Origin of the sequence: Kineococcus auxinigenes, from assembly GCF_050871525.1 — a bacterium.
Taxonomy (GTDB): domain Bacteria; phylum Actinomycetota; class Actinomycetes; order Actinomycetales; family Kineococcaceae; genus Kineococcus.
Genome location: NZ_JBKBCT010000005.1, coordinates 61,576 through 80,978, shown reverse-complemented (window position 1 = coordinate 80,978; position 19,403 = coordinate 61,576). Strand labels below are relative to the sequence as shown.

Here is a 19,403-nt window from a genome sequence, read left to right as displayed (position 1 = left end):
GGCGCCTGGTGGGTGCACACCCCTGAACGGGGGACGGCGCTGGCCCGCGTTCACCTCACTGTAACGCCCACGAACCCGTGCTGATTCGCACGAGAGCGTCACCGGATCATCACGATGACGGGTGGTCGTGGTCCCGTGAGGACGGCCGCGAAGGCTCGGCAACGATCGGTTCACCGGCTTGCGACTCAGCGTCGCCAGCGGCAGGAGTGGGCGCTGGCGACTGCGGCGAGGGTACCCGCTCCAGCGGCTCGTCCCGACCACCCGCCTCCCGCCCGCCGCGGTGGCGGCGGCGCGAGAGGACCAGCGCGACGACCGCGGCGAGGAAGACGACCGCGGCGACCCACTGGTTCACGCGCAGGTCGCCGATCTCGTTGGCGGGGTCGATGCGCAGCGCCTCGGTGACCGAGCGACCGGCGGTGTACAGGGCCACGTACAGGAAGAAGGCCTGTCCGTGCCGCAGCCGCCAGCGGCGGTCGGCCAGCACGATGATCGCGGCGGAGAGCAGGCACCACAGCGACTCGTACAGGAACGTGGGGTGGAAGGTGCCCAGCACCACCGGCTGGCCGTCGGCGCCGGTGATCGCCCGGCCGGCGGCCTCGTCCCAGTCGTGGATCGTCAGCGCCCACGGCACGTCGGTGGCGCGCCCGTACAGCTCGTTGTTGAACCAGTTGCCCCAGCGGCCCAGGGCCTGGGCCACCAGTAGGCCGGGGGCGCAGGCGTCGGCGAAGGGCGCCAGGCGGTACCCGGCGCGCCGGCAGGCGATCCAGGCGCCCAGCGCACCGGCGGCCACCGCGCCCCAGATGCCCAGGCCGCCCGCCCACACGTACAGCGCCCGCACCGGCTCCCCGCCGGGACCGAAGTACGCCTCCGGAGAGGTGATCACGTGGTAGATGCGCGCGCCGACCACGCCCAGGGGCACCGCCCACACCGCCACGTCCAGGGGGAAGTCGGCGCGCCCGCCCCGGGCGCGCCAGCGGCGGGAGGTGATCCACAAGCCGGCGACGATCCCGGCGAGGATGCACAGGGCGTACGCGCGCAGCGGCACCGGGCCCAAGTACCACACGCTCTGGGTGGGGCTGGGCAGCGCGGCGGGAAGGGTCGCGGGCAGGGCGGTGATCACGGCGATGCCGTCCCGGTGGAAGTCCCGGTGGCCCGGGCGACCTGCTCGCGCAGGTACGCACCGGGGTCCGCACCCAGCAGCTGGTTCGAGTCCAGCTCGCGGGTCTCGCCACCGTCGGGGGTGAGCTGCACGGTGGGGGTGCCCCGGACGCCCGCCTCGGCCATCGACTCCTGCACGCGGCGCACGTAGCCGAGGTAGGTGTCCTCCTCCACGGCCTGCGACCACGCCTCCAGGTCCGTCACCCCGGCGGCCCGGGCCGCGGCACGCAGCTCCTCGTCGGTGTACCCGGTGCCCTCGCGCTCGGGCTGGCGGGCGAAGACCTCCTCGCTGTACTCGGCGAAGCGGCCCTGGGCGTCAGCGGCGGCCGCGCCCTCCGCGGCGCGGGTGGAGGAGTCGTTGCCGAGGTTCTGGTCGAGGAAGCTGAGGGTGTGCACCACCACGCGGGCCTGCCCGGAGGCGGCCAGCTCCTGCAGCGCTCCCCCGGCGGCGGCCTCGAACTGCGCGCAGTACGGGCACTGGTAGTCCAGCCAGACGTCCAGCGTGGGGGCTCCCGCGGCGGCGTCGCCGGCCAGCAGGTAACCGCCGTCGGGGGCGGTGGCCGAGGGCGGGGTGGCGCCCTCGGCGGTGCTCGTGGCCTCGTCGCGCTCGCGGGCGACGAGGACGGCCACGACGGCGGCGAGCGCCAGGACGACCAGGACGGTGACGCTGATCAGCAGGACGCGGCGGCTGCGCTGGCGGGCCAGTTCGCGCTGGCGCAGGGCGGCGGCCTTGGCGCGGCGGGCCTCGGCGGCGTCCTGGGCCTGTCCGGCGCGGGCGGGGTGGCCCCCCGGTCGCTTCTTGCTCAACGCTCGTCCCCTCGCGGGCGCCCGCGCGGTGCGGCGGGCTCCCGGGTCGTGGCCGCGCCGCTGGGGGCCGGCTCGGTCGTGGTGGTCGGGTCGGTCGTGGTGGTCGGTGGGGCGGCTCAGGCGCCGCGCACGCCGCGGGCCAGCTGCTCGGCGAGCTCGCCGACGGCGCGCGCGCCCTCGGCCGCGGAGCCGGCGTCCAGCAGGCGGGCGACGAACGCCGAGCCGACGATGACGCCGTCGGCGTACTGCGCGACCTCGGCGGCCTGCTGCGGGGTGGACACGCCCAGGCCCACGCAGACCCGTTGCGCGCCGGCGGCCCGGGTGCGCTGCACGAGCTGGGCCGCTCCGGCGCCCACGGTGGTGCGCGCACCGGTCACGCCCATGGTGGAGGCGGCGTACACGAACCCGCGGCAGGCGGCGGCGGTGGAGGCCAGGCGGGCGTCGGTGGAGCTGGGGGCCACGAGGAAGACGCGTTCGAGGTCGTGCTCGTCGCTGGCGGCCAGCCAGGGGCCCGCCTCGTCGGGGATGAGGTCGGGGGTGATCAGGCCGGCGGCGCCGGCCGAGGCCAGGTCCGCGGCGAAGCGGTCCACGCCGTAGCGGTCCACCGGGGGCCAGTAGGTCATGACGAGCACGGCCGCGCCGGTGGCCGCGACCTGCTCGACGGCGCGCAGCACGTCGGCGGGGCGGGTGCGCGCGCGCAGGGCGACGTCCACGGCCCGCTGGATGGTGGGCCCGTCCATGGTGGGGTCGGAGTAGGGCAGGCCCAGCTCGACGACGTCCGCTCCCCCGGCGACGGCCGCCTTCGCCGCGGCGATGCTGGCGTCCACGTCGGGGAAGCCGACGGGCAGGTAGGCGACCAGGGCGGCGCGGCCCTGCGCCGTGGCGCGGTCCACGGCCGCCGCCGCGGTGCCCGGGCGCGCCCCGTCCGCGTCGCTCGTGCTGCCCGTCCCCGTGCCCACGCTCGTGGTGCTCACCAGCCCGACCCCTCGGTGTCCTGCGGCGCGTCGGCGACGCGCTCGGCCTCCGACGCGACCAGGTCGGCGTCGCTGACGAGCCCGAACCAGCGGGCGGCGGTGTCCACGTCCTTGTCCCCGCGGCCGGAGAGGTTCACCAGCAGGACCGCGTCCGGGCCCAGCTCGCGGCCCACGGCCAGCGCCCCGGCCAGGGCGTGGGCGCTCTCGATGGCGGGGATGATGCCCTCCGTGCGGCACAGCAGCCTGAAGGCGTCCATGGCCTCGGCGTCGGTGACGGGGCGGTACTGCGCGCGCCCGGAGGCGCCCAGCCAGGAGTGCTCCGGACCCACGCCGGGGTAGTCCAGGCCGGCGGAGATGGAGTGCGACTCCACGGTCTGGCCGTCCTCGTCCTGCAGGACGAACTGGCGCGCGCCCTGGAAGACGCCCGGGGAGCCGCCGGTGATGGAGGCGGCGTGGCGGTCGGTGTCGACCCCGTCGCCGCCGGCCTCGAAGCCGAACAGGCGCACGCCGGGGTCGTCGAGGAAGGCGTGGAAGATGCCGATGGCGTTGGAGCCGCCGCCCACGCAGGCGCACACCGCGTCGGGCAGGCGGCCGGTCAGCTCGGTGACCTGGGCGCGGGCCTCCAGGCCGATGACGCGCTGGTAGTCGCGCACCAGCACGGGGAAGGGGTGCGGGCCGGCGACGGTGCCGAAGACGTAGTGGGTCTCGTCCACGGAGGCGACCCAGTCGCGGAAGGCCTCGTTGACGGCGTCCTTGAGGGTGCGGCTGCCGGCGGTGACGGGTACGACGGTGGCGCCCAGCAGGCGCATGCGGGCGACGTTGAGGGCCTGGCGGCGGGTGTCCTCCTCGCCCATGTAGACGGTGCACTCCAGGCCCATCAGGGCCGCGGCGGTGGCGGTGGCCACGCCGTGCTGGCCGGCGCCGGTCTCGGCGATGACGCGGGACTTGCCCATGCGCTTCGTCAGCAGGGCCTGGCCGAGCACGTTGTTGATCTTGTGCGAGCCGGTGTGGTTGAGGTCCTCGCGCTTGAGCAGCACGGTGGCGCCGCCGGCGTGCCGGGCGAAGCGCGGCACGGGCGTGAGGATGCTGGGCCGGCCGGAGTAGGTGCGGTGCAGCTCGGCGAGCTCGGCCAGGAAGGACTCGTCGGCCATGGCGGCGGTGTGCGCGGCGTCGATCTCGTCGAGGGCGGCCACGAGGGCCTCGGGCACGAAGCGGCCGCCGAAGGCGCCGAAGTAGGGGCCGCGCTCGGCGGACAGGCTGCCGCCGGAGGTGCTGGTGGGGGCGCTCACGGGCGCACCGCCTGCACGGCCGGGTGGGCGCCGGCCGCGACGAGGTCGGCCACGGCGCGGCGCGGGTCGTCGCCGCGCACCAGGGTCTCGCCGACCAGGACGGCGTCGGCGCCGGCGCGGGCGAACTCGACGACGTCGTGGGGGCCCTGCACGCCGGACTCGGCGACCTTGACGACCCCGGCAGGGATGAGGGGTGCCAGTTCGGCGAAGGTGGAGTTGCGCACCTGCAGGGTCTTCAGGTCGCGGTTGTTCACGCCGATGACGCGGGCCTCGGCGGCCACGGCCCGCTCGACCTCCTCGGCGGTGTGCACCTCCACCAGGGCGGTCATGCCCAGGGAGTGGGTGCGCTCGACGAGGGAGACCAGCGCCTCCTGCTCCAGGGCGGCGACGATGAGCAGGACCACGTCGGCGCCCCAGGCGCGCGCCTCCCAGAGCTGGTAGGAGCCCACGACGAAGTCCTTGCGCAGCACCGGCACGTCGACGGCGCAGCGCACCGCGCGCAGGTCGTCCAGGCTGCCGCCGAAGCGGCGCTGCTCGGTGAGCACGCTGATGACGGTGGCGCCGCCGAGCTCGTACTGGCGGGCCAGCTCGGCCGGGTCGGGGATCTGCGCCAGCTGCCCCTTGGAGGGGCTGGCGCGCTTGACCTCGGCGATGACCTTCACGCCGCGCTGGTCGCTGTCGCGCGGGCGCAGCAGCGCGGCGGCGTCCTTGGCGGGCACCTGCCGGTGCGCGCGCTCCTTCAGCTCGGCCAGCGTGGTTCGCTCCTGCCGCTGGGCGAGGTCTTCGCGCACTCCGGCGAGGATGTCGTCGAGGACGGTCACGCTGTGCAGGGTAGTCCCCGCGCCGGTGGGCCCGGTGCTCGGATCAGTGGTGGGAGCGGCCGGCGCCCGCGGGGCTCCCGGCGGCGTTCTTCACGCCGTGGCCGGCCTTGGACAGGACGTAGCCCACGACGGGTGCGGCCACGACGAGCACGCCGCCGACGATCCCCCACACCAGCGTGGTGAAGACCACGGCCAGGCACAGGACGAAGAAGCCGACGAAGGCGGTGATCACGCCTGCCCAGGCCGCGACGCTGTGGCCGTGGCCGTGCTCCTCGACGACGTCGGCGTCGGCGTGCGTGGTCCGGGGCTGCTGGGTCCCGGGCTGGTGGCTGGTCACGGTGGTGCTCCTCGGACGTGGTGGCGCTGGGCCTCCCACGGTACCCGTCCCGGCCCCGCTCACCGGGTCGGGTCGTTCCCGCGCGTGAGGGAGTCCCAGGTGGCCGCGGGGTCCGCCGGTGCGGGCGCCGCGCTCGCGCGGGCGCTGCCCGCGGGGGTGCTCGCGGCGGCGTCGCGCTCGTGGCGGCTGGGCGCGCTCCAGGCGCGCCCGCGCACCAGCGCGGCCGCGCCGGCGGCGGCGCACAGCGCCCCGCCTGCGGCGCACACCAGCGGCCAGGGGCGGGTGCTCACCTGCTGCAGCTGCGGGTCGCTGCGGCCGCTGACGGCCCGTGCCGCAGCGCTCAGGGCCGGTTGCGGGGAGCTCAGCACTGCGCCGGCCGAGGCGGCCGCACCGGCCCCGGCCAGGAGCAGGACCACCGCGGCCAGGGTGCGGGCGGTGCGGCGCCCCAGCGAGCAGGCCACCACCGCCGCCAGCGCCACCAGCGCCAGCGCCGTGGCGACCGGGGCCGCCTCGCGCCCGGCGGCGCTCACCTCGCGCAGCCCCGCGGCGGTCTCGGCCCGGCCCAGGACCCAGGTGGGCGCCCCCGCGGCCAGGGCCAGCACCGCTCCGGCGGCCGCTGCCAGGAGCACCGGCGCGCGCCCGCGCGCGCTCACGCGCCGGTGCCCGCGCGCACGGGCAGCTCTGCGGCGTCGAAGCAGGTGCGCTCGCCGGTGTGGCAGGCGGCCCCGACCTGGTCGACCTCCACCAGCAGCGCGTCGCCGTCGCAGTCCAGCGAGACCCGCTTGACGTGCTGCACGTGCCCGGAGGTGTCGCCCTTGCGCCACAGCGCACCGCGGCTGCGCGACCAGTAGGTCGCCCGCCCGGTGCTCAGGGTCAGGGCCAGGGCGGTGTCGTCCATCCAGGCGACCATGAGCACCTCGCGGGTGTCGTGCTGCTGCACCACCGCGCACACCAGGCCCGCCGCGTCGCGCTTGAGGCGGGCGGCCAGGGCCGGCTCCAGCGTCGCGGCGCCGGGCTCGCCGGGAAGCTCGCCGGCCTCTGCCGCGGGGGCGGCGCCGGGAGGGCTGGCGGGTGCGGGGGTGGTCTCGGCGGGCACGGGCCCCATCGTCGCACCGGCCTGTGCGAGCATCGCGCCGTGCCCGGACCCGATGCCGCCCGAGAACGCGACGGACTGTGCGACGACGCGCTGCGCGCCGGCCCGCGAGCGCCCACGCTGTGCGAGGGGTGGGCGGTGCGGGACCTGCTGGTGCACCTGGCGGTGCGCGACGGGCGCCCGGACGTGCTGGTCGGGCACGCGCTGGCGCGGGCGGTGCCGGCGCTGGGCGCGCGCGCCGATCGGGTGCAGGGGCGCTGGCGGGAGGAGCCGTTCGAGGCGCTGGTGCAGCGGGTGCGCTCGGGGCCGCCGGCGGTGAGCCCGGCGCGGTGGCGGCCGGTGGGTGCGGCGGTGAACTCGCTGGAGTTCTTCGTGCACCGCGAGGACGTGCGGCGTGCGCAGGAGGGGTGGCGGCCGCGGGCGCTGGCGCGCGGGGAGTCCGAGGGGCTGTGGCGGTCGGTGAAGCTGCTGGGTCGTGCGGCGTACCGGCGCTCGCCGGTGGGTGTGGTGCTGGTGGTGCCGGGCGGTCCGCGGGCGGTGGTGCGCTCCGGTGCGGTCTCGATCGCTGTGCGCGGTGAGCCGCAGGAGCTGCTGCTGCACGCGTTCGGGCGGCGTTCGCGGGCGCTGGTGGAGGTGGACGGCGGCGTCGAGGCGGTGCGTGCCTTCGAGGCGGCGTTCCCGGCCGCGCGCTGAGGCGGCCGGGGACCCGCTCGGGTGCCGGCGGCGGACCGGGACGGGTGCCCGCCGGGGTCCGCGGTGGGCGCTCAGCGCACGGGCGCGCCGGCGGTGCGCAGGGCGTCCTTGACCTGGCCGATGGTCAGCTGCTGGAAGTGGAAGACGCTGGCGGCCAGGACCGCGTCGGCGCCGGCGGCCACGGCGGGGGCGAAGTGCTCCACGGCGCCGGCGCCGCCGCTGGCGATGAGGGGGACGCTGACGCGGGCGCGCACGGCGGTGAGCATCGGCAGGTCGAAGCCGGCCTTGGTGCCGTCGGCGTCCATGGAGTTCAGCAGGACCTCCCCGGCGCCGAGCTCGGCGGCGCGCACGGCCCAGGCGACGGCGTCCAGGCCGGTGCCGCGGCGGCCGCCGTGGGTGGTGACCTCGTACCCCGAGGGTGTGGTGGGGGTGCCCGGCGGGGTGCGGCGGGCGTCGACGGACAGGACCAGGACCTGCGAGCCGAAGCGCTCGGCGATCTCGGTGATCAGCTCGGGGCGGGCGATGGCGGCGGTGTTGACGCCGACCTTGTCGGCGCCGGCGCGCAGGAGGCGCTCGACGTCGGCGACCGAGCGCACGCCGCCGCCGACGGTCAGGGGGATGAAGACCTGCTCGGCGGTGCGGGCGACGACCTCGTAGGTGGTCTCGCGGGAGGCGGAGGAGGCGGTGACGTCGAGGAAGGTGAGCTCGTCGGCGCCCTCGGCGTCGTAGCGGCGGGCGAGCTCGACGGGGTCGCCGGCGTCGCGCAGGTCGGCGAAGTTGACGCCCTTGACGACGCGGCCGGCGTCGACGTCGAGGCAGGGGATCACACGCACGGCGACGCTCACGGCAGGAGGGTAGTGGGAACGCGGCACCGGTAGCGTCGGGCGGGTGACGGACCTGGACGCCGCTGCCCTGCCGCTGCGGGACCTCGACCCCGCCGACGTCGAGGCGGTGGCGGCGTGGCGGCAGGTGCCGCGCGTGGCGTTCCTGGAGCCGGCCCCGGCCCCGCAGGACCAGGAGCGCTGGGCGCGTGAGGCCGCGGAGCGGGTGGCGGGGCAGCGCTTGTCGGGGGTGGTGGACGCCGGCCGGTGGGTGGCGACGTACCGCTCGTTCGACTCCCAGCTGACCGTGCCGGGGGCGGGGCCGGTGCCGGTGAACGCGGTCTCCTCGGTCAGCGTGCTGCCCACCCACCGGCGCCGCGGGTTGCTGCGCCGGATGATCGACGCGGACCTGCGCCGGGCGCGCGAGCAGGGGCACGCGCTGGCGGCGCTGATCGCGGCGGAGGCGCCGATCTACGGGCGCTTCGGGTTCGGGACGGCCACGGCGGCGGTGAGCCTGTCCGTGGACGCGGGTTCGTGCCGGTTCCGCCCGGACGCCCCGCGCGGGTCCGGGCGCCTGGAGCTGGTGCCGGCGCAGCGGGCGTGGCCGGAGCTGGCGGCGGTGCACGACGCCGGCCGCCGGGCGCGGCCGGGTGGGCTGGTGCGCGAGGAGACGTGGTGGCGGCAGTGGACGCGCCCGGGCGGGTCGCGGGCGCTGGGGGCGAGCGCGCACGTGGTGCTGCACCGCGACGCGGCGGGGGTGGCGGACGGGTACGCGGTCTACGAGGTGGCCGAGGAGTGGGCCGGGCGCGTCTCGCGGTGCTCGGCGCGGGTGCTGGACCTGCACGCCGCCGACCCGGGCGTCTACCGGGACCTGTGGCAGTTCGTGCTCTCGCTGGACTGGGTGCGCACGGTCACCGCGAAGGACCGCCCGGTGGACGAACTGCTGCCGCTGCTGCTGGAGGACCCGCGGGCGGTGCAGCGCGGTGCGGTGGACGACTTCCTGTGGGTGCGGCCGCTGGACGCGGTCGGGGCGCTGGCGGCGCGGCGCTACCTGGCGTGCGGCACGCTCGTGCTGCGGGTGCTGGACCCGCGGGGCCCGGCGGGGGCGACGGTGCTGCTGCACGTGGACGCGCGCCGCTGCGGGCAGGACGGGTGGACGTGCGCGGAGGTGACCGCGACCTCGCGCGAGCCGGACGTGGTGCTGGGTGCGGCGGAGCTGGGGGCGCTGCTGCTGGGCGGCACCTCGGCGCTCGCGCTGGCGAGCGCGGGCCGGGTGGTGGGTTCGGCGCAGGCGGTGCGGCGGTTGCAGTCGATGCTGGCCGGGGAGCAGGAGCCGTGGTGCCCGACGTGGTTCTAGTCCGCACGTGGTCCTGACGGTGCCCCAGCGGCCCGGGGCGCCCGTGGGCGCCGGGGCGGTGCTGGACCTGCTGGCCGAGCGGGCGGCGGCGGCACCGGAACCGGTGGCGGGTCCGCGGGTGGTGGCGGTGGACGGGCGCTCGGGCAGCGGTAAGACGCACCTGGCGCAGCTGCTGGCGGCGCGGTTGGGAGCGCCGGTGCTGCACCTGGACGAGCTCTACCCGGGCTGGGACGGGCTGGCCGCGGGGGTGCGGGTGCTGGAGCGGGAGGTGCTGGTGCCGCTGCGCGAGGGGCGGGTGGCGAGCCCGCCGCGCTGGGACTGGGTGGCGGGACGGCCCGGTCCGCGGGTGACGGTGCCGCCGGCCCCGGTGCTGGTCGTGGAGGGGGTGGGGGCCGGGTGCACGCGCGTGCGCCCGCACCTGCTGGTGTGGGTGGGCGCCGGCGAGCGGGTGCGCCGGCAGCGGGCGCTGCGGCGCGACGGGGAGGTCTTCGCCCCGCACTGGCGGCGGTGGGCGGCGCAGGAGCGGGAGCTGTTCGCCCGCTGCGACGCGCGCGCGGCGGCGGACGTGGTGCTCAGCAGCGATCCGCGGGGCGAGCCGTCGGGCGGTGCCGCCGGCACCGGGGCTCGCTGGCGCGTCGTGCGCGGCTGAGTCGCGGCGGGTTCAGTCCCGCAGGGCGTGCGGGGCGTGGCGGCGCACCAGGCGGGCCAGGCGCTGGGCCTCGGCGCGGGCGTGCTCGCCGTCGGCGCGCTGCACGGCCATGACGGCCAGCTCCTCGTCGTCACCGGTGTCCAGGACGAGCCAGGGGTCGTCGCGCCCGAAGCGCACGCCGGTCACCTCCTCCCAGCGCACCCGGTGGGTGAGGAAGACGTTGCGCACCACCAGCGCCTCCTCGGTGGGCACCGCGCGCACGGAGACCACGCGCACGATCCCGCCGCACAGCAGCACCCCGAAGACGGTGGTGAACACGGAGTCCAGCACGGTCCAGTCCGTGCTCTCCGCCAGCGACAGGCCCACGGCCATGCCGACCAGGACCACCGCCAGCCCGGCGGCCACGGCCAGGCCCACCGGGCGGGCCCGCCGCGGGCGGAAGGGGGCGTCCTCGGGCGCGCGGCGCTGACGGGCGGTGGGCTCGTTCACAGGCGGCAGGCGTGGATGCTGGTGACGAGGATGGCGCGCGCACCGACGTCGTACAGCTCGTCCATGACGCGGTTGGTCGCCGAGCGCTCCACCATGGCGCGCACCGCGACCCAGCCGGGGCGGGCCAGCGGGGAGACGGTGGGCGACTCCAGGCCGGGGGTGACGGTGATGGCGCGCTCGACGAGGTCCTCCGGGCAGTCGTAGTCGACCATCACGTACTGGCGGGCGACCAGGACGCCCTGCAGGCGGCGCACGAGGACGTCGACGGCCGGGTCGGCCTGGGCGCCGCGCGAGCGCACCAGGACCGCCTCCGAGCGCATGACGGGCTCGCCGAAGACCTCCAGGCCGGCGGCGCGCAGCGTGGTGCCGGTCTCCACGACGTCGGCGATGACGTCGGCGATGCCCAGGGCCACGGCGGTCTCCACGGCTCCGTCGAGGTGGACGACGTCGGCGGACACGCCGTGCTGGGCCAGGTGCTCACCGACCAGGCCGGAGTAGCTGGTGGCGATGCGCCGGCCCTGCAGGTCGGCCACGGACGAGGCGGTGCCGGGCCGCCCGGCGAAGCGGAAGGTGCTGCGCGCGAAGCCGAGCTGCAGGACCTCGTCGGCGGGGGCGCGGGAGTCCAGCAGCAGGTCGCGGCCGGTGATGCCGACGTCCAGGGTGCCCGAGCCGACGTACAGGGCGATGTCGCGCGGGCGCAGGAAGACGAACTGGGCGTTGTTCTCCGGGTCGTCCAGCAGCAGTTCCTTGGCCTCGCGGCGCTGGTTGTAACCGGCCTCGCGCAGCATCGCGCTGGCGGCCTCGGACAACGACCCCTTGTTGGGGACGGCGATGCGCAGCACGGACTTCCTCTCGGGGGCGCTCACGGGGGGCTCGAACCCGACCTCGGGGGTGGGCTCGGAGGTGGGGCTCAGAGGTGGGCGTAGACGTCGTCGAGGGTGAGACCGCGGGCGATCATCAGCACCTGCAGGTGGTACAGCAGCTGGGAGACCTCCTCCGCGGTGCGCTCGGCGGACTCGTGCTCGGCGGCCATCCACACCTCGGCCGCCTCCTCGACGACCTTCTTGCCGATGGCGTGCACGCCGGCGTCCAGCTCCACGACGGTGCCGGAACCCGCCGGGCGGGTGCGGGCCTTGTCCGTCAGCTCGGCGAACAGGGCGTCGAAGGTCTTCACGTGCCGGGAGTCTAGGCGGTGCGCCGCGGTGCGCCGGTGCGGCCCCCGCACGCGCGGCGGGGACCGGGCGGCGCGCGTGCGGGGGCTGAGGCCTCGGCGCAGGCCTCAGCGCAGGCGGGCGACCTCGCGCAGGGCCACGACCGTCTCCAGGGCGGCCAGGACGGCCTCACGGCCCTTGTCCTCGCGCGAGCCGCGCAGGCCTGCGCGGTGCAGGGCCTGCGCCTCGTTGTCGACGGTGAGCACGCCGAAGCCGACGGGCACGCCGGTGCTCACGGCCACCTGCGTCAGCCCGGCGGTGGCGGCGTCGCACACGTACTCGAAGTGCGGGGTGCCGCCGCGGATGACGACGCCCAGGGCCACGACGGCGTCGTGCCCGGTGCGGGCCAGGCGGGCGGCGGCCACGGGCAGCTCGAAGGCGCCGGGCACGCGCACCTCGGTGACCTCGGTGACGTTCGAGTCGGCCAGGGCGCGGCGGGCGCCGGCCAGCAGCCCGTCCATGACCTCCTGGTGCCAGCGTGCGGCGACCACGGCCACCTTCAGGCCGCTGCCGTCCACCTCGATCTCGGGGCTGCCGTCTCCGCTCACGCTGTTCCTCCTGGGGTGGGCTGTTCCTGCGGGGTGGGTCGTTCCTGCGGGGCCTGCGCGCGCAGGTGCGCGCGCAGGTCGGCGATGGTCAGCACCGGCAGCTCGTGCCGCCGGCCCAGCGCGGTGATCTGCTCCCAGCGCGACATGGAGCCGTCGTCCTCGACGAGCTCGGCGATCACGGCCACCGGCGGCAGGCCCGCCAACCGGCACAGGTCCACGGCGGCCTCGGTGTGCCCGGGGCGCTCCAGCACCCCACCGGGGCGCGCGCGCAGCGGGAAGACGTGCCCGGGGCGCACCAGGTCGCCCGGCACGGCCGCGGGGTCGGCCAGCACGCGGGCGGTGCGGGCGCGGTCGGCGGCGGAGATGCCGGTGGTGGTGCCGGCGGCGGCGTCGCAGCTGACGGTGTAGTCGGTGCGCAGGGAGTCCTCGTTGCGCTCGACCATGCGCGGCAGGGCCAGCGCCTCGGCACGCTCGGCGGGCATGGGCGCGCACAGCATCCCGGAGGTGTGCCGCACGGTCCAGCCGATCCACTCCGCGGTGGCCAGCGCCGCCGACAGCACGGCGTCGCCCTCGTTCTCGCGGTCGGCGTCGTCGGTGACCAGGACGGGCCGGCCGGCGCGCAGGGCGTCGACCGCGGCCTGCACGGCGGCGGAGACGCTGGAGGTGCCCGGGGTGTCCACCGCGCTCACGAGCGCTCCCCCGCCGCGCTCGCGCGCGCGGCCAGGCCGGCGGTGATGCGCTCGACGTACTTGGCGAGCACGTCGACCTCCAGGTTCACCGGCTCGCCCACCGCGCGAGCACCCAGCGTCGTCAGCTGCAGGGTGGTGGGGATCAGCGAGACCTCGAACCACGGGGCCGGGTCGTCCACGGCGCTGACGGCGGAGACGGTCAGGGAGGTGCCGTCGACGGTGATGGAGCCCTTCTCGACGACGTAGCGCGCCAGGGCCGGCTCGATGCCCACGCGCACCACCTCCCACGCCTCGCCGGGGGTGCGGGCCAGCACGGTGCCGGTGCCGTCGACGTGGCCCTGCACGACGTGACCGCCGAAGCGGGACGAGGCGGCCATGGCCCGCTCGAGGTTGACGCGCCGGCCGGGGGCGACCTCGCGCAGGGAGCTGCGCGCGAGGGTCTCGGCCATGACGTCGACGGTGAACACGCCGGGCTCGGGCTGGTCCACGACCGTCAGGCACACCCCGTCCACGGCGATGGAGGCGCCGTGCACGGCGTCGGACGTGACGAGCGGGCCGCGCACGCTCAGGCGGGCGGAGTCCGCGCCCCGCCGCACGGCGACGACCTCGCCGACCTCCTCAACGATCCCGGTGAACACGGGCGACCTCCTCGACGTGGGGCGTGCTGGTGGTGTGCTGGCGTTGGTCGTGCGGGGGCTGGTCGTGCGGGGGCTGGTCGTGCGGGGGCTGGTCGTGCTGGGTCCGGGCGCGCGGGCGGGCCGTCAGGCGCACGTCCTCGCCCACGCGCACCACCGCGTCCGGGCCCGGTGCCAGGTCCAGGCGCAGGGCGCCGGCGATGCCGGTGACGCCCAGGTCGGCCACGGCGGCCACCCCGGCGCCCAGCAGCGCGGGGGCGAGGTAGGCCACGACCTCGTCGACCAGGCCGGCGCGGGCGAAGGAGGCGGCGAGCGCCGGGCCGCCCTCGAGCAGGACGGTGCGCACCTCGCGCCCGGCCAGGGCGGCGAGGACCTGGTGGGGGTCGCGGGTGCGCAGGTGCAGCAGCTGCGCGCGCCCGTCGCGCAGGCGGGCGCCGGCGGGCAGCTCGCGCAGGCCGGCGACCACGCGCAGCGGCTGCGGGCCGGGGGCGTCGGTGCCGTCGGGGGCGCGCACGGTCAGGGCGGGGTCGTCGGCCAGGGCGGTGCCGGTGCCGACCAGGACGGCGTCGTGCGCGGCGCGCAGGCGGTGCACGTCGGCGCGGGCGGGTGCGGAGGTGATCCAGCGGCTGGTGCCGTCGGCGGCGGCGGAGCGCCCGTCGAGTGTGGCGGCGAACTTCCACGTCACCCAGGGGCGGTGGCGGGCCACCGCGGTGGCCCAGCGCTCGTTGAGGGTGCGGGCCTGCTCGGCGAGCAGGCCGACCTCGACGTCGACGCCGGCGGCGCGCAGCAGGTCCGCTCCCCCGGCGGCGGCGGGGTTGGGGTCGGTGTCGGCGATGACGGCGCGGGCGACGCCGGCGGCGAGCAGGGCCTGCGCGCAGGGGCCGGTGCGCCCGGTGTGGGTGCACGGTTCGAGGGTGACCACGGCGGTGCATCCGGCCGCGGTGCCGCCGCGGGCGGCGAGGTCGGCCAGGGCGGCGGCCTCGGCGTGCGCGGTGCCGGCGCCGCGGTGGTGGCCCTCGGCGAGGACGCGGCCGTCGGGGGCCAGCAGGACGCAGCCGACGCGGGGGTTGGGGCCGGTGGCCGGGCCGCGGGCGGCCAGCTGCAGGGCGCGGCGCATCGCGGAGGTCTCGGCCTCGTGCCGGTCGGCCTCGTACCGGTCGCTCTCGCGCCCGTGCTGGTGGGGCACCGCGTTCCTCGCTCTCGCGCCGTCGGGCGGTCCGGGCGAGGGGTGGCGCGGCGGGCGCGCGGGCGCGCACCGCTCGGACGGGTCGTGCGGGCACCCCGGCGCGGTGGGCGGCTCGGTGCCGCTGGACGCGCGGGTGCGCCCGCTCGACCCGCGTGCCGCCTCCCGTCCGGACTCTCACCGTCGGTCCCGGAGTTCCACCGGGTCGGCCCGTCACCGAGGTGGGGGCTCGCGGACTGTCACCGCCGGTTCGGAATTGCACCGACCCCGGAGCACGCGTGTCGTTCGGTTCAACTTCTCCTGCTGTGCTGCTGTTCCGGATGCCCCCCGAGGGGGGCCGGCCGGTCGCGTCAGTGTGCCACGCGGGTGCCGCGCGGGCGGCGGTGCGGTGTCAGTGCGGTGTCAGTGCGCGCAGGCGGCCGTGGCCAGGCGTCGCAGCTGATCCACGGCGCCGGCGGCGTCCTCGGCCCCGTAGACGGCCGAGCCGGCGACGAAGACGTCGGCACCGGCCTCGGCGGCGCGCTCGATGGTGGTGGAGGAGACGCCGCCGTCGACCTGCAGGCGCACGTCGAGGCCGGAGGCGCCGATGGCGGCGCGGGCGCGGCGGATCTTCGGCAGGGTCACGTCGAGGAAGGACTGCCCGCCGAAGCCGGGCTCGACGGTCATCACCAGCAGCATGTCGAACTCGCCGAGCAGGTCCACGAACGGCTCCAGCGGGGTGGCCGGGCGCAGCGCCAGGCCCGCGCGGGCGCCGGCGGCGCGCAGCTCGCGGGCCAGGCGCACCGGTGCGGTGGCGGCCTCGGCGTGGAAGGTGACGCCCTGGGCACCGGCCTCGGCGTACGCCGGTGCCCACCGGTCGGGCGCCTCGATCATCAGGTGGCAGTCCAGCGGGATCGGGGAGACCGCGCGCAGCGCCTCGACGACCGGCAGGCCCAGGGTCAGGTTGGGCACGAAGTGGCCGTCCATGACGTCCACGTGGGCGGCGTCGGCGGTGGAGATGCGCTCCAGCTCCGCGGCCAGGTTGGCGAAGTCGGCGGACAGGATGCTGGGGTTGACCTGGATCGTCACGGCGCGACCCTAGCGGCGCCCGCGCGGTGCGGCCGGGGTGGCCGGTGCGCGGGCGCCGGTGCGCCTCAGGAGCCCTCGGGCCGGCCCAGGGTCTCGCCCTGCACGGCGGCGTCGTGCTCGCCGGGGGCGGTGAGCACCAGGAACAGCCCGGCGTACGGGCCCAGCCACACCCCGAAGCTGCGCAGGTCGTCCACCCAGCCGATCTCCCCGCCGGTGGCGGCGTCGACGACCGCGTGGCGCGGTTCGAGGGCGTCGGAGCGCACGGTGCCCTCGATGGTCTCGCCGGTGAAGTTCAGCACCGTGACCTGCACGGGGGCGTCGGTGCGGGCCGGGTCGCCGTCGTCGAGGCGGTGGACCATGACGAGCATGCCGGGGTGCGCCACGGGCGGGACGTCGATCTGGGTGGCGGCGGCGATGCCGTGCTTGGCGCGCACGGCCAGCACCCCGCGCAGGCCCGCGACGAAGGAGGTCTCGGAGTCCAGCTGCTCGGGCAGGGAGCCGTACAGCGCGCGCCCGCGCGGCATGCCGGAGGCGGAGGCGCTCGCCTGCGGGGCGACGTCCATGAGGTCGTGGGCGCCGCGGTGCACCCAGCGGGTGTCGCCGCCCTCGATCAGGTCGCGCACCTGCCCGGCGGGCACCGGCAGGGTGCCGGTCAGGTCCCAGCCGGACAGGGCGAACACGCCCGGCTGCCAGGCGTTGAACATCGCCAGCAGCAGGTGGGCGCGGCGGATGCCCTCCACGTGGGCCTCGTCGATCTCCTCCAGGGTGCGCAGGCCCTGCGTGGCGGCGATGACGGACGCGGTCGTGCAGGCGATGCCGTTGGTGGTGAAGACGTGGTTGTAGTCGGCGGCCTCGCCGGTCAGGTGGGCCAGCAGGTCCGCGCGGACCGTCTCGGCCAGTTCCGCCCCCGTCGTCTCGCGGCCGCGGAAGCGGTAGGTGTCCTGGCTGTGCAGGGTGGCCCAGTGCACCAGCTCGTAGGTCAGCTCGTCGTGGTTCTGCAGGGCGTGCACGAGGCTGACCGGTTCCACGCCGGTCTCCAGCGACGTGCGCAGCGTCAGGCGCAGGAACTCGGTGTCGCCGGTGGCCAGGGCGTGGTGGTAGGCGGGGCGGTTGACGAAGTCGTAGGACAGGTCCGCGCCGACGCGGCCGGTGTCGCGGATGTCCTCCATCGTCAGGTTCAGCTCCTGGAAGGTGAACCCGCCGACCTTGCGGACCATCCCGGCGATGACGTGGTTGGCGGCGTGCGAGAGGGGGTGCCCCTCGGACCACGCCGGCAGGCCCTCGGCGGACTTCTCCACGCCCAGGAAGCCGTTGGCGTCCAGGCGCAGCGCGCTGGTGCCCAGGTCGCCCAGGGAGTGCAGGGCGTCGCCGATGACCAGGCGCATCCCGGCGAAGGTGGGGTCCAGCCAGTTGATGGAGGGCTGGCCCTGCTTGAAGTAGTGCAGGTACACCCAGCGGCGCACCTTGCCGTCCACGCCGGTGACCGGGGCGGTGGCCGACCAGTTGGTCTCCTTCACGCCCGGGGCGTAGAAGATGACGCGCTGCAGGGCGCCGATGATGTAGCCGTGCTCGGCCAGCTCGTGCTCGGTGGCGGCGTCGAGGTTGACGGCGTCGGCGCCGGCGGGCACGTCGGGCAGCAGGTGCCAGTCCTCCTCGGGGATCTCCACCATGTGGTAGATGCCCGGGTACTCGCGGTACGCCATCTCCGCCAGGCGGAAGTCGGCGCCCTTGCCGGTGTGGCCGGGCACGATGTCGTCGATGACGCTGCCGCCGTGGCGCTCGGCGACCTCGCACACCACCCGGAACTCCTCCTCGGTGCCGAAGAGGGGGTCGATGTGGGTGCTGATGCGGTCGAAGTGCCCGTCGACGCTGGGGGTCTCGTTCCACCCCGACAGCCCGCCGGCGCGCTTGACGGGACCGGTGTGGACCGCGTCGATGCCGATGTCCTGGAACGCGCGCCACAGCTCGTCGCTGCCCAGGGACGCCAGGAAGGACTCCCCCGGCCCGGTGATCAGGGAGATCGGGTAGGCGGTGAACCACACCGAGGCGGTGGCCAGGGCCCGGCGCGCGTCCGGGCGCGCGTACGGGTTGCGCCACATCGCCGGCTGCCCCGACAGCTGCCGCGAGAGCACGTCCGCGTCGGCGAGCATCGACTGGCCCACCAGCCACTGCACGTACGCGGGGTTGGAGCCGTCGGCGGCGCGGGGGTCGGCCACCCGGCGCGAGGCGCCGGGGCCGCCGCGCAGCTGCGCGCGCGCCCGCAGCCGCTGCGGGCGCGCGGGGTAGCGCTGCTCGTCGTAGGTGATCTCCACGGCGTCGTGGTCGTGGTCGGCGTCCTGCGCGGGGGCGTCGGGTTCGAGCGGCACGGGTCTTCCTCCTGCTGGTGCGGTCGGGGTCCCACGCTGCTCGCACCGGGCGCTGCGCGCACCTCGAGCGCGTCCCGGCGTGTCGCGGCGTGCCGCGCACCCGGCCCGGAGGGGGGCTCAGGGGTGGGCGACGTCCGCCGGGCGCAGCTGCGCCACGTCGCCCACCCCGAGCTGGCGCAGCGTGGTGACCAGGTCGGCGCGCAGCCGTTCCAGCACGGCGCTCACACCGTCCTGCCCGTCGGCGGCCAGCCCCCACAGCACCGGCCGGCCCACGTGCACGGCGCGCGCGCCCATCGCCAGGGCCGCCACGACGTGCGAGCCCTCGCGCACGCCGGAGTCGACGTGCACCTCGACCTGCTCGCCGACCTCGGCGACGACCTCGGGCAGGGCGCGGGCGCTGGTGATCGAGGTGCCCAGGCGCCGGCCGCCGTGGGTGGAGACGATGACGGCGTCGGCGCCGGCGTCCACGCAGCGGCGCGCGTCGCGGGCGGTCAGCACGCCCTTGACGGCCACCGGCAGGTCGGAGAGCTCCCGCAGCCAGCCGATGACGCCGGGGGTCAGGTCCTCCGCGGTGCGCAGCGCGTGCGGGCCGGCGGCGGCGCGCTCGGCGTCGGTGAGGTTGACCACGCGGGCCTTGCGGTAGGTGTCGGGCCACTCGGTGGGTTCCACCCCGGGCAGCGCCGGTGCCAGGGCGGTGGTGTCCACGGTCAGCACCAGGGCCGAGGCGCCGGCGGCGGCGGCGCGCTCGACGAGCAGCCGCGTCAGGTCGCGGTCCTGCATGACGTAGACCTGGTACCACCAGGGCGCACCGGTGGCGGCGACGTCGGCGAAGCTCACCCCGGTGTTGGTGGAGACCCCCAGCACGGTGCCGGCGGCGGCCGCGGCGCGGCCGGTGAGCACCTCCCCCTCGGGGCGGGCGGCGACCTGCTGCGCCATGGGGGCCACCAGCACGGGCATGGACACCGGGGTGCCCAGCACGGTGGTGGCGGTGCTCACGCGGCTGGTGTCGCGCAGCACGCTGGGCCGCAGCCGCAGCGCCTCCCACGCCGCCAGGCCCTCGCGCTGGCACTGCCCGCGCCCGGCGGCGGTGGCGAAGTACTCCGCCACGTAGCCGGGCAGCTGCTCGTCGGCGCGGCGGTGGACGTCCTCGACCCAGGTCACCGGGCCATCCTGCCCGCCGAGCCCCGCGCGCGGTGCCGCGGCGCGCGCACCGCC

21 protein-coding genes, 1 pseudogene and 1 riboswitch are annotated in these 19,403 nt (G+C 76.8%); of the genes and pseudogenes, 3 read left to right on the top strand and 19 right to left on the bottom strand.

Features of this window, described 5'->3' with window-relative positions; all coding sequences use genetic code 11:
* Positions 1-109 precede the first annotated feature (109 nt).
* The 8 genes from lgt to hisI all read right to left on the bottom strand — a co-directional run bounded on the left by lgt (position 110) and on the right by hisI (position 6,491).
* Entirely contained in the window at positions 110-1,120 is a 1,011-nt protein-coding gene (gene lgt, locus ACRYR9_RS03760; RefSeq protein WP_432497520.1) for a prolipoprotein diacylglyceryl transferase, read from the bottom strand.
* Positions 1,117-1,965 (bottom strand): DsbA family protein, encoded by an 849-nt coding sequence (locus tag ACRYR9_RS03755; protein ID WP_432497517.1) that lies wholly within the window; start codon positions 1,963-1,965, stop codon positions 1,117-1,119. The genes lgt and ACRYR9_RS03755 overlap by 4 nt, the downstream gene beginning before the upstream one ends.
* A 116-nt stretch (positions 1,966-2,081) precedes the next feature.
* The gene (gene trpA, locus ACRYR9_RS03750; RefSeq protein ID WP_432497515.1) at positions 2,082-2,939 is read right to left on the bottom strand and encodes a tryptophan synthase subunit alpha; all 858 of its coding nucleotides are present in this window, start codon (positions 2,937-2,939) and stop codon (positions 2,082-2,084) included.
* Positions 2,936-4,228: a tryptophan synthase subunit beta gene (trpB, locus tag ACRYR9_RS03745; RefSeq protein ID WP_432497512.1), complete on the bottom strand. Its 1,293-nt coding sequence runs from the start codon at positions 4,226-4,228 to the stop codon at positions 2,936-2,938. Before trpB ends, trpA begins: the two co-directional genes overlap by 4 nt.
* Positions 4,225-5,049 carry an indole-3-glycerol phosphate synthase TrpC gene (gene trpC / locus ACRYR9_RS03740; RefSeq protein WP_432497510.1) on the bottom strand — a complete coding sequence of 275 codons (825 nt, stop codon included), beginning with the start codon at positions 5,047-5,049 and terminating at the stop codon, positions 4,225-4,227. The genes trpB and trpC overlap by 4 nt, the downstream gene beginning before the upstream one ends.
* 43 nt (positions 5,050-5,092) lie before the next feature.
* Positions 5,093-5,386, bottom strand: coding sequence for an HGxxPAAW family protein (locus ACRYR9_RS03735; protein WP_432497507.1), 294 nt, complete (start codon positions 5,384-5,386; stop codon positions 5,093-5,095).
* Between the two features lie 59 nt (positions 5,387-5,445).
* Complete coding sequence (locus ACRYR9_RS03730) at positions 5,446-6,039, bottom strand: Trp biosynthesis-associated membrane protein (RefSeq protein ID WP_432497504.1); 594 nt, start codon at positions 6,037-6,039, stop codon at positions 5,446-5,448.
* Positions 6,036-6,491 (bottom strand): phosphoribosyl-AMP cyclohydrolase, encoded by a 456-nt coding sequence (gene hisI, locus ACRYR9_RS03725; RefSeq protein ID WP_432497537.1) that lies wholly within the window; start codon positions 6,489-6,491, stop codon positions 6,036-6,038. The genes ACRYR9_RS03730 and hisI overlap by 4 nt, the downstream gene beginning before the upstream one ends.
* Before the next feature lie 30 nt (positions 6,492-6,521).
* Here hisI and ACRYR9_RS03720 point away from each other — a divergent pair, with 30 nt between their 5' ends.
* On the top strand, positions 6,522-7,172 hold the full coding sequence (locus ACRYR9_RS03720; RefSeq protein WP_432497502.1) for a TIGR03085 family metal-binding protein: 651 nt from the start codon (positions 6,522-6,524) through the stop codon (positions 7,170-7,172).
* A gap of 71 nt (positions 7,173-7,243) precedes the next feature.
* On the opposite strand, the gene hisF is transcribed toward ACRYR9_RS03720, so the two are convergent.
* Entirely contained in the window at positions 7,244-8,017 is a 774-nt protein-coding gene (gene hisF, locus ACRYR9_RS03715) for an imidazole glycerol phosphate synthase subunit HisF (protein WP_432497499.1), read from the bottom strand.
* 43 nt (positions 8,018-8,060) lie between these two features.
* On the opposite strand from hisF, the gene ACRYR9_RS03710 reads away from it, so the two are divergent.
* Together ACRYR9_RS03710 and ACRYR9_RS03705 are read left to right on the top strand one after the other, a co-directional pair.
* Positions 8,061-9,350, top strand: coding sequence for a GNAT family N-acetyltransferase (locus ACRYR9_RS03710; RefSeq protein WP_432497497.1), 1,290 nt, complete (start codon positions 8,061-8,063; stop codon positions 9,348-9,350).
* Between the two features lie 7 nt (positions 9,351-9,357).
* A complete protein-coding gene (locus tag ACRYR9_RS03705) occupies positions 9,358-9,999 on the top strand; it encodes a nucleoside/nucleotide kinase family protein (protein ID WP_432497495.1) in 642 nt (213 codons plus the stop codon).
* A gap of 12 nt (positions 10,000-10,011) precedes the next feature.
* Here ACRYR9_RS03705 and ACRYR9_RS03700 read toward each other — a convergent pair whose 3' ends face one another.
* From ACRYR9_RS03700 to ACRYR9_RS03655, 10 genes and pseudogenes are all read right to left on the bottom strand, one after another.
* Complete coding sequence (locus ACRYR9_RS03700) at positions 10,012-10,488, bottom strand: PH domain-containing protein (protein ID WP_432497493.1); 477 nt, start codon at positions 10,486-10,488, stop codon at positions 10,012-10,014.
* A complete protein-coding gene (gene hisG / locus ACRYR9_RS03695; RefSeq protein WP_432497534.1) occupies positions 10,485-11,330 on the bottom strand; it encodes an ATP phosphoribosyltransferase in 846 nt (281 codons plus the stop codon). The genes ACRYR9_RS03700 and hisG overlap by 4 nt, the downstream gene beginning before the upstream one ends.
* 68 nt (positions 11,331-11,398) lie before the next feature.
* The gene (locus tag ACRYR9_RS03690) at positions 11,399-11,662 is read right to left on the bottom strand and encodes a phosphoribosyl-ATP diphosphatase (protein WP_432497490.1); all 264 of its coding nucleotides are present in this window, start codon (positions 11,660-11,662) and stop codon (positions 11,399-11,401) included.
* Positions 11,663-11,767: 105 nt separating this feature from the next.
* Positions 11,768-12,247 (bottom strand): 6,7-dimethyl-8-ribityllumazine synthase, encoded by a 480-nt coding sequence (gene ribH / locus ACRYR9_RS03685; protein ID WP_432497488.1) that lies wholly within the window; start codon positions 12,245-12,247, stop codon positions 11,768-11,770.
* A gap of 29 nt (positions 12,248-12,276) precedes the next feature.
* Positions 12,277-12,891 (bottom strand): annotated as a pseudogene (gene ribB, locus ACRYR9_RS03680) (3,4-dihydroxy-2-butanone-4-phosphate synthase); the annotation flags it as partial.
* A 41-nt stretch (positions 12,892-12,932) separates the two neighbouring features.
* Positions 12,933-13,574 (bottom strand): riboflavin synthase, encoded by a 642-nt coding sequence (locus ACRYR9_RS03675; RefSeq protein ID WP_432493192.1) that lies wholly within the window; start codon positions 13,572-13,574, stop codon positions 12,933-12,935.
* Entirely contained in the window at positions 13,555-14,688 is a 1,134-nt protein-coding gene (ribD, locus tag ACRYR9_RS03670) for a bifunctional diaminohydroxyphosphoribosylaminopyrimidine deaminase/5-amino-6-(5-phosphoribosylamino)uracil reductase RibD (RefSeq protein ID WP_432493298.1), read from the bottom strand. Before ribD ends, ACRYR9_RS03675 begins: the two co-directional genes overlap by 20 nt.
* A gap of 217 nt (positions 14,689-14,905) precedes the next feature.
* Positions 14,906-15,034: riboswitch (FMN riboswitch) on the bottom strand.
* Between the two features lie 122 nt (positions 15,035-15,156).
* Positions 15,157-15,822, bottom strand: coding sequence for a ribulose-phosphate 3-epimerase (gene rpe, locus ACRYR9_RS03665; RefSeq protein WP_432493194.1), 666 nt, complete (start codon positions 15,820-15,822; stop codon positions 15,157-15,159).
* Between the two features lie 65 nt (positions 15,823-15,887).
* Entirely contained in the window at positions 15,888-18,188 is a 2,301-nt protein-coding gene (gene treS, locus ACRYR9_RS03660) for a maltose alpha-D-glucosyltransferase (RefSeq protein ID WP_432493196.1), read from the bottom strand.
* Positions 18,189-18,305: 117 nt separating this feature from the next.
* Positions 18,306-19,349, bottom strand: a complete 1,044-nt coding sequence (locus tag ACRYR9_RS03655; protein ID WP_432493198.1) for an alpha-hydroxy acid oxidase — start codon at positions 19,347-19,349, stop codon at positions 18,306-18,308.
* Positions 19,350-19,403 lie beyond the last annotated feature (54 nt).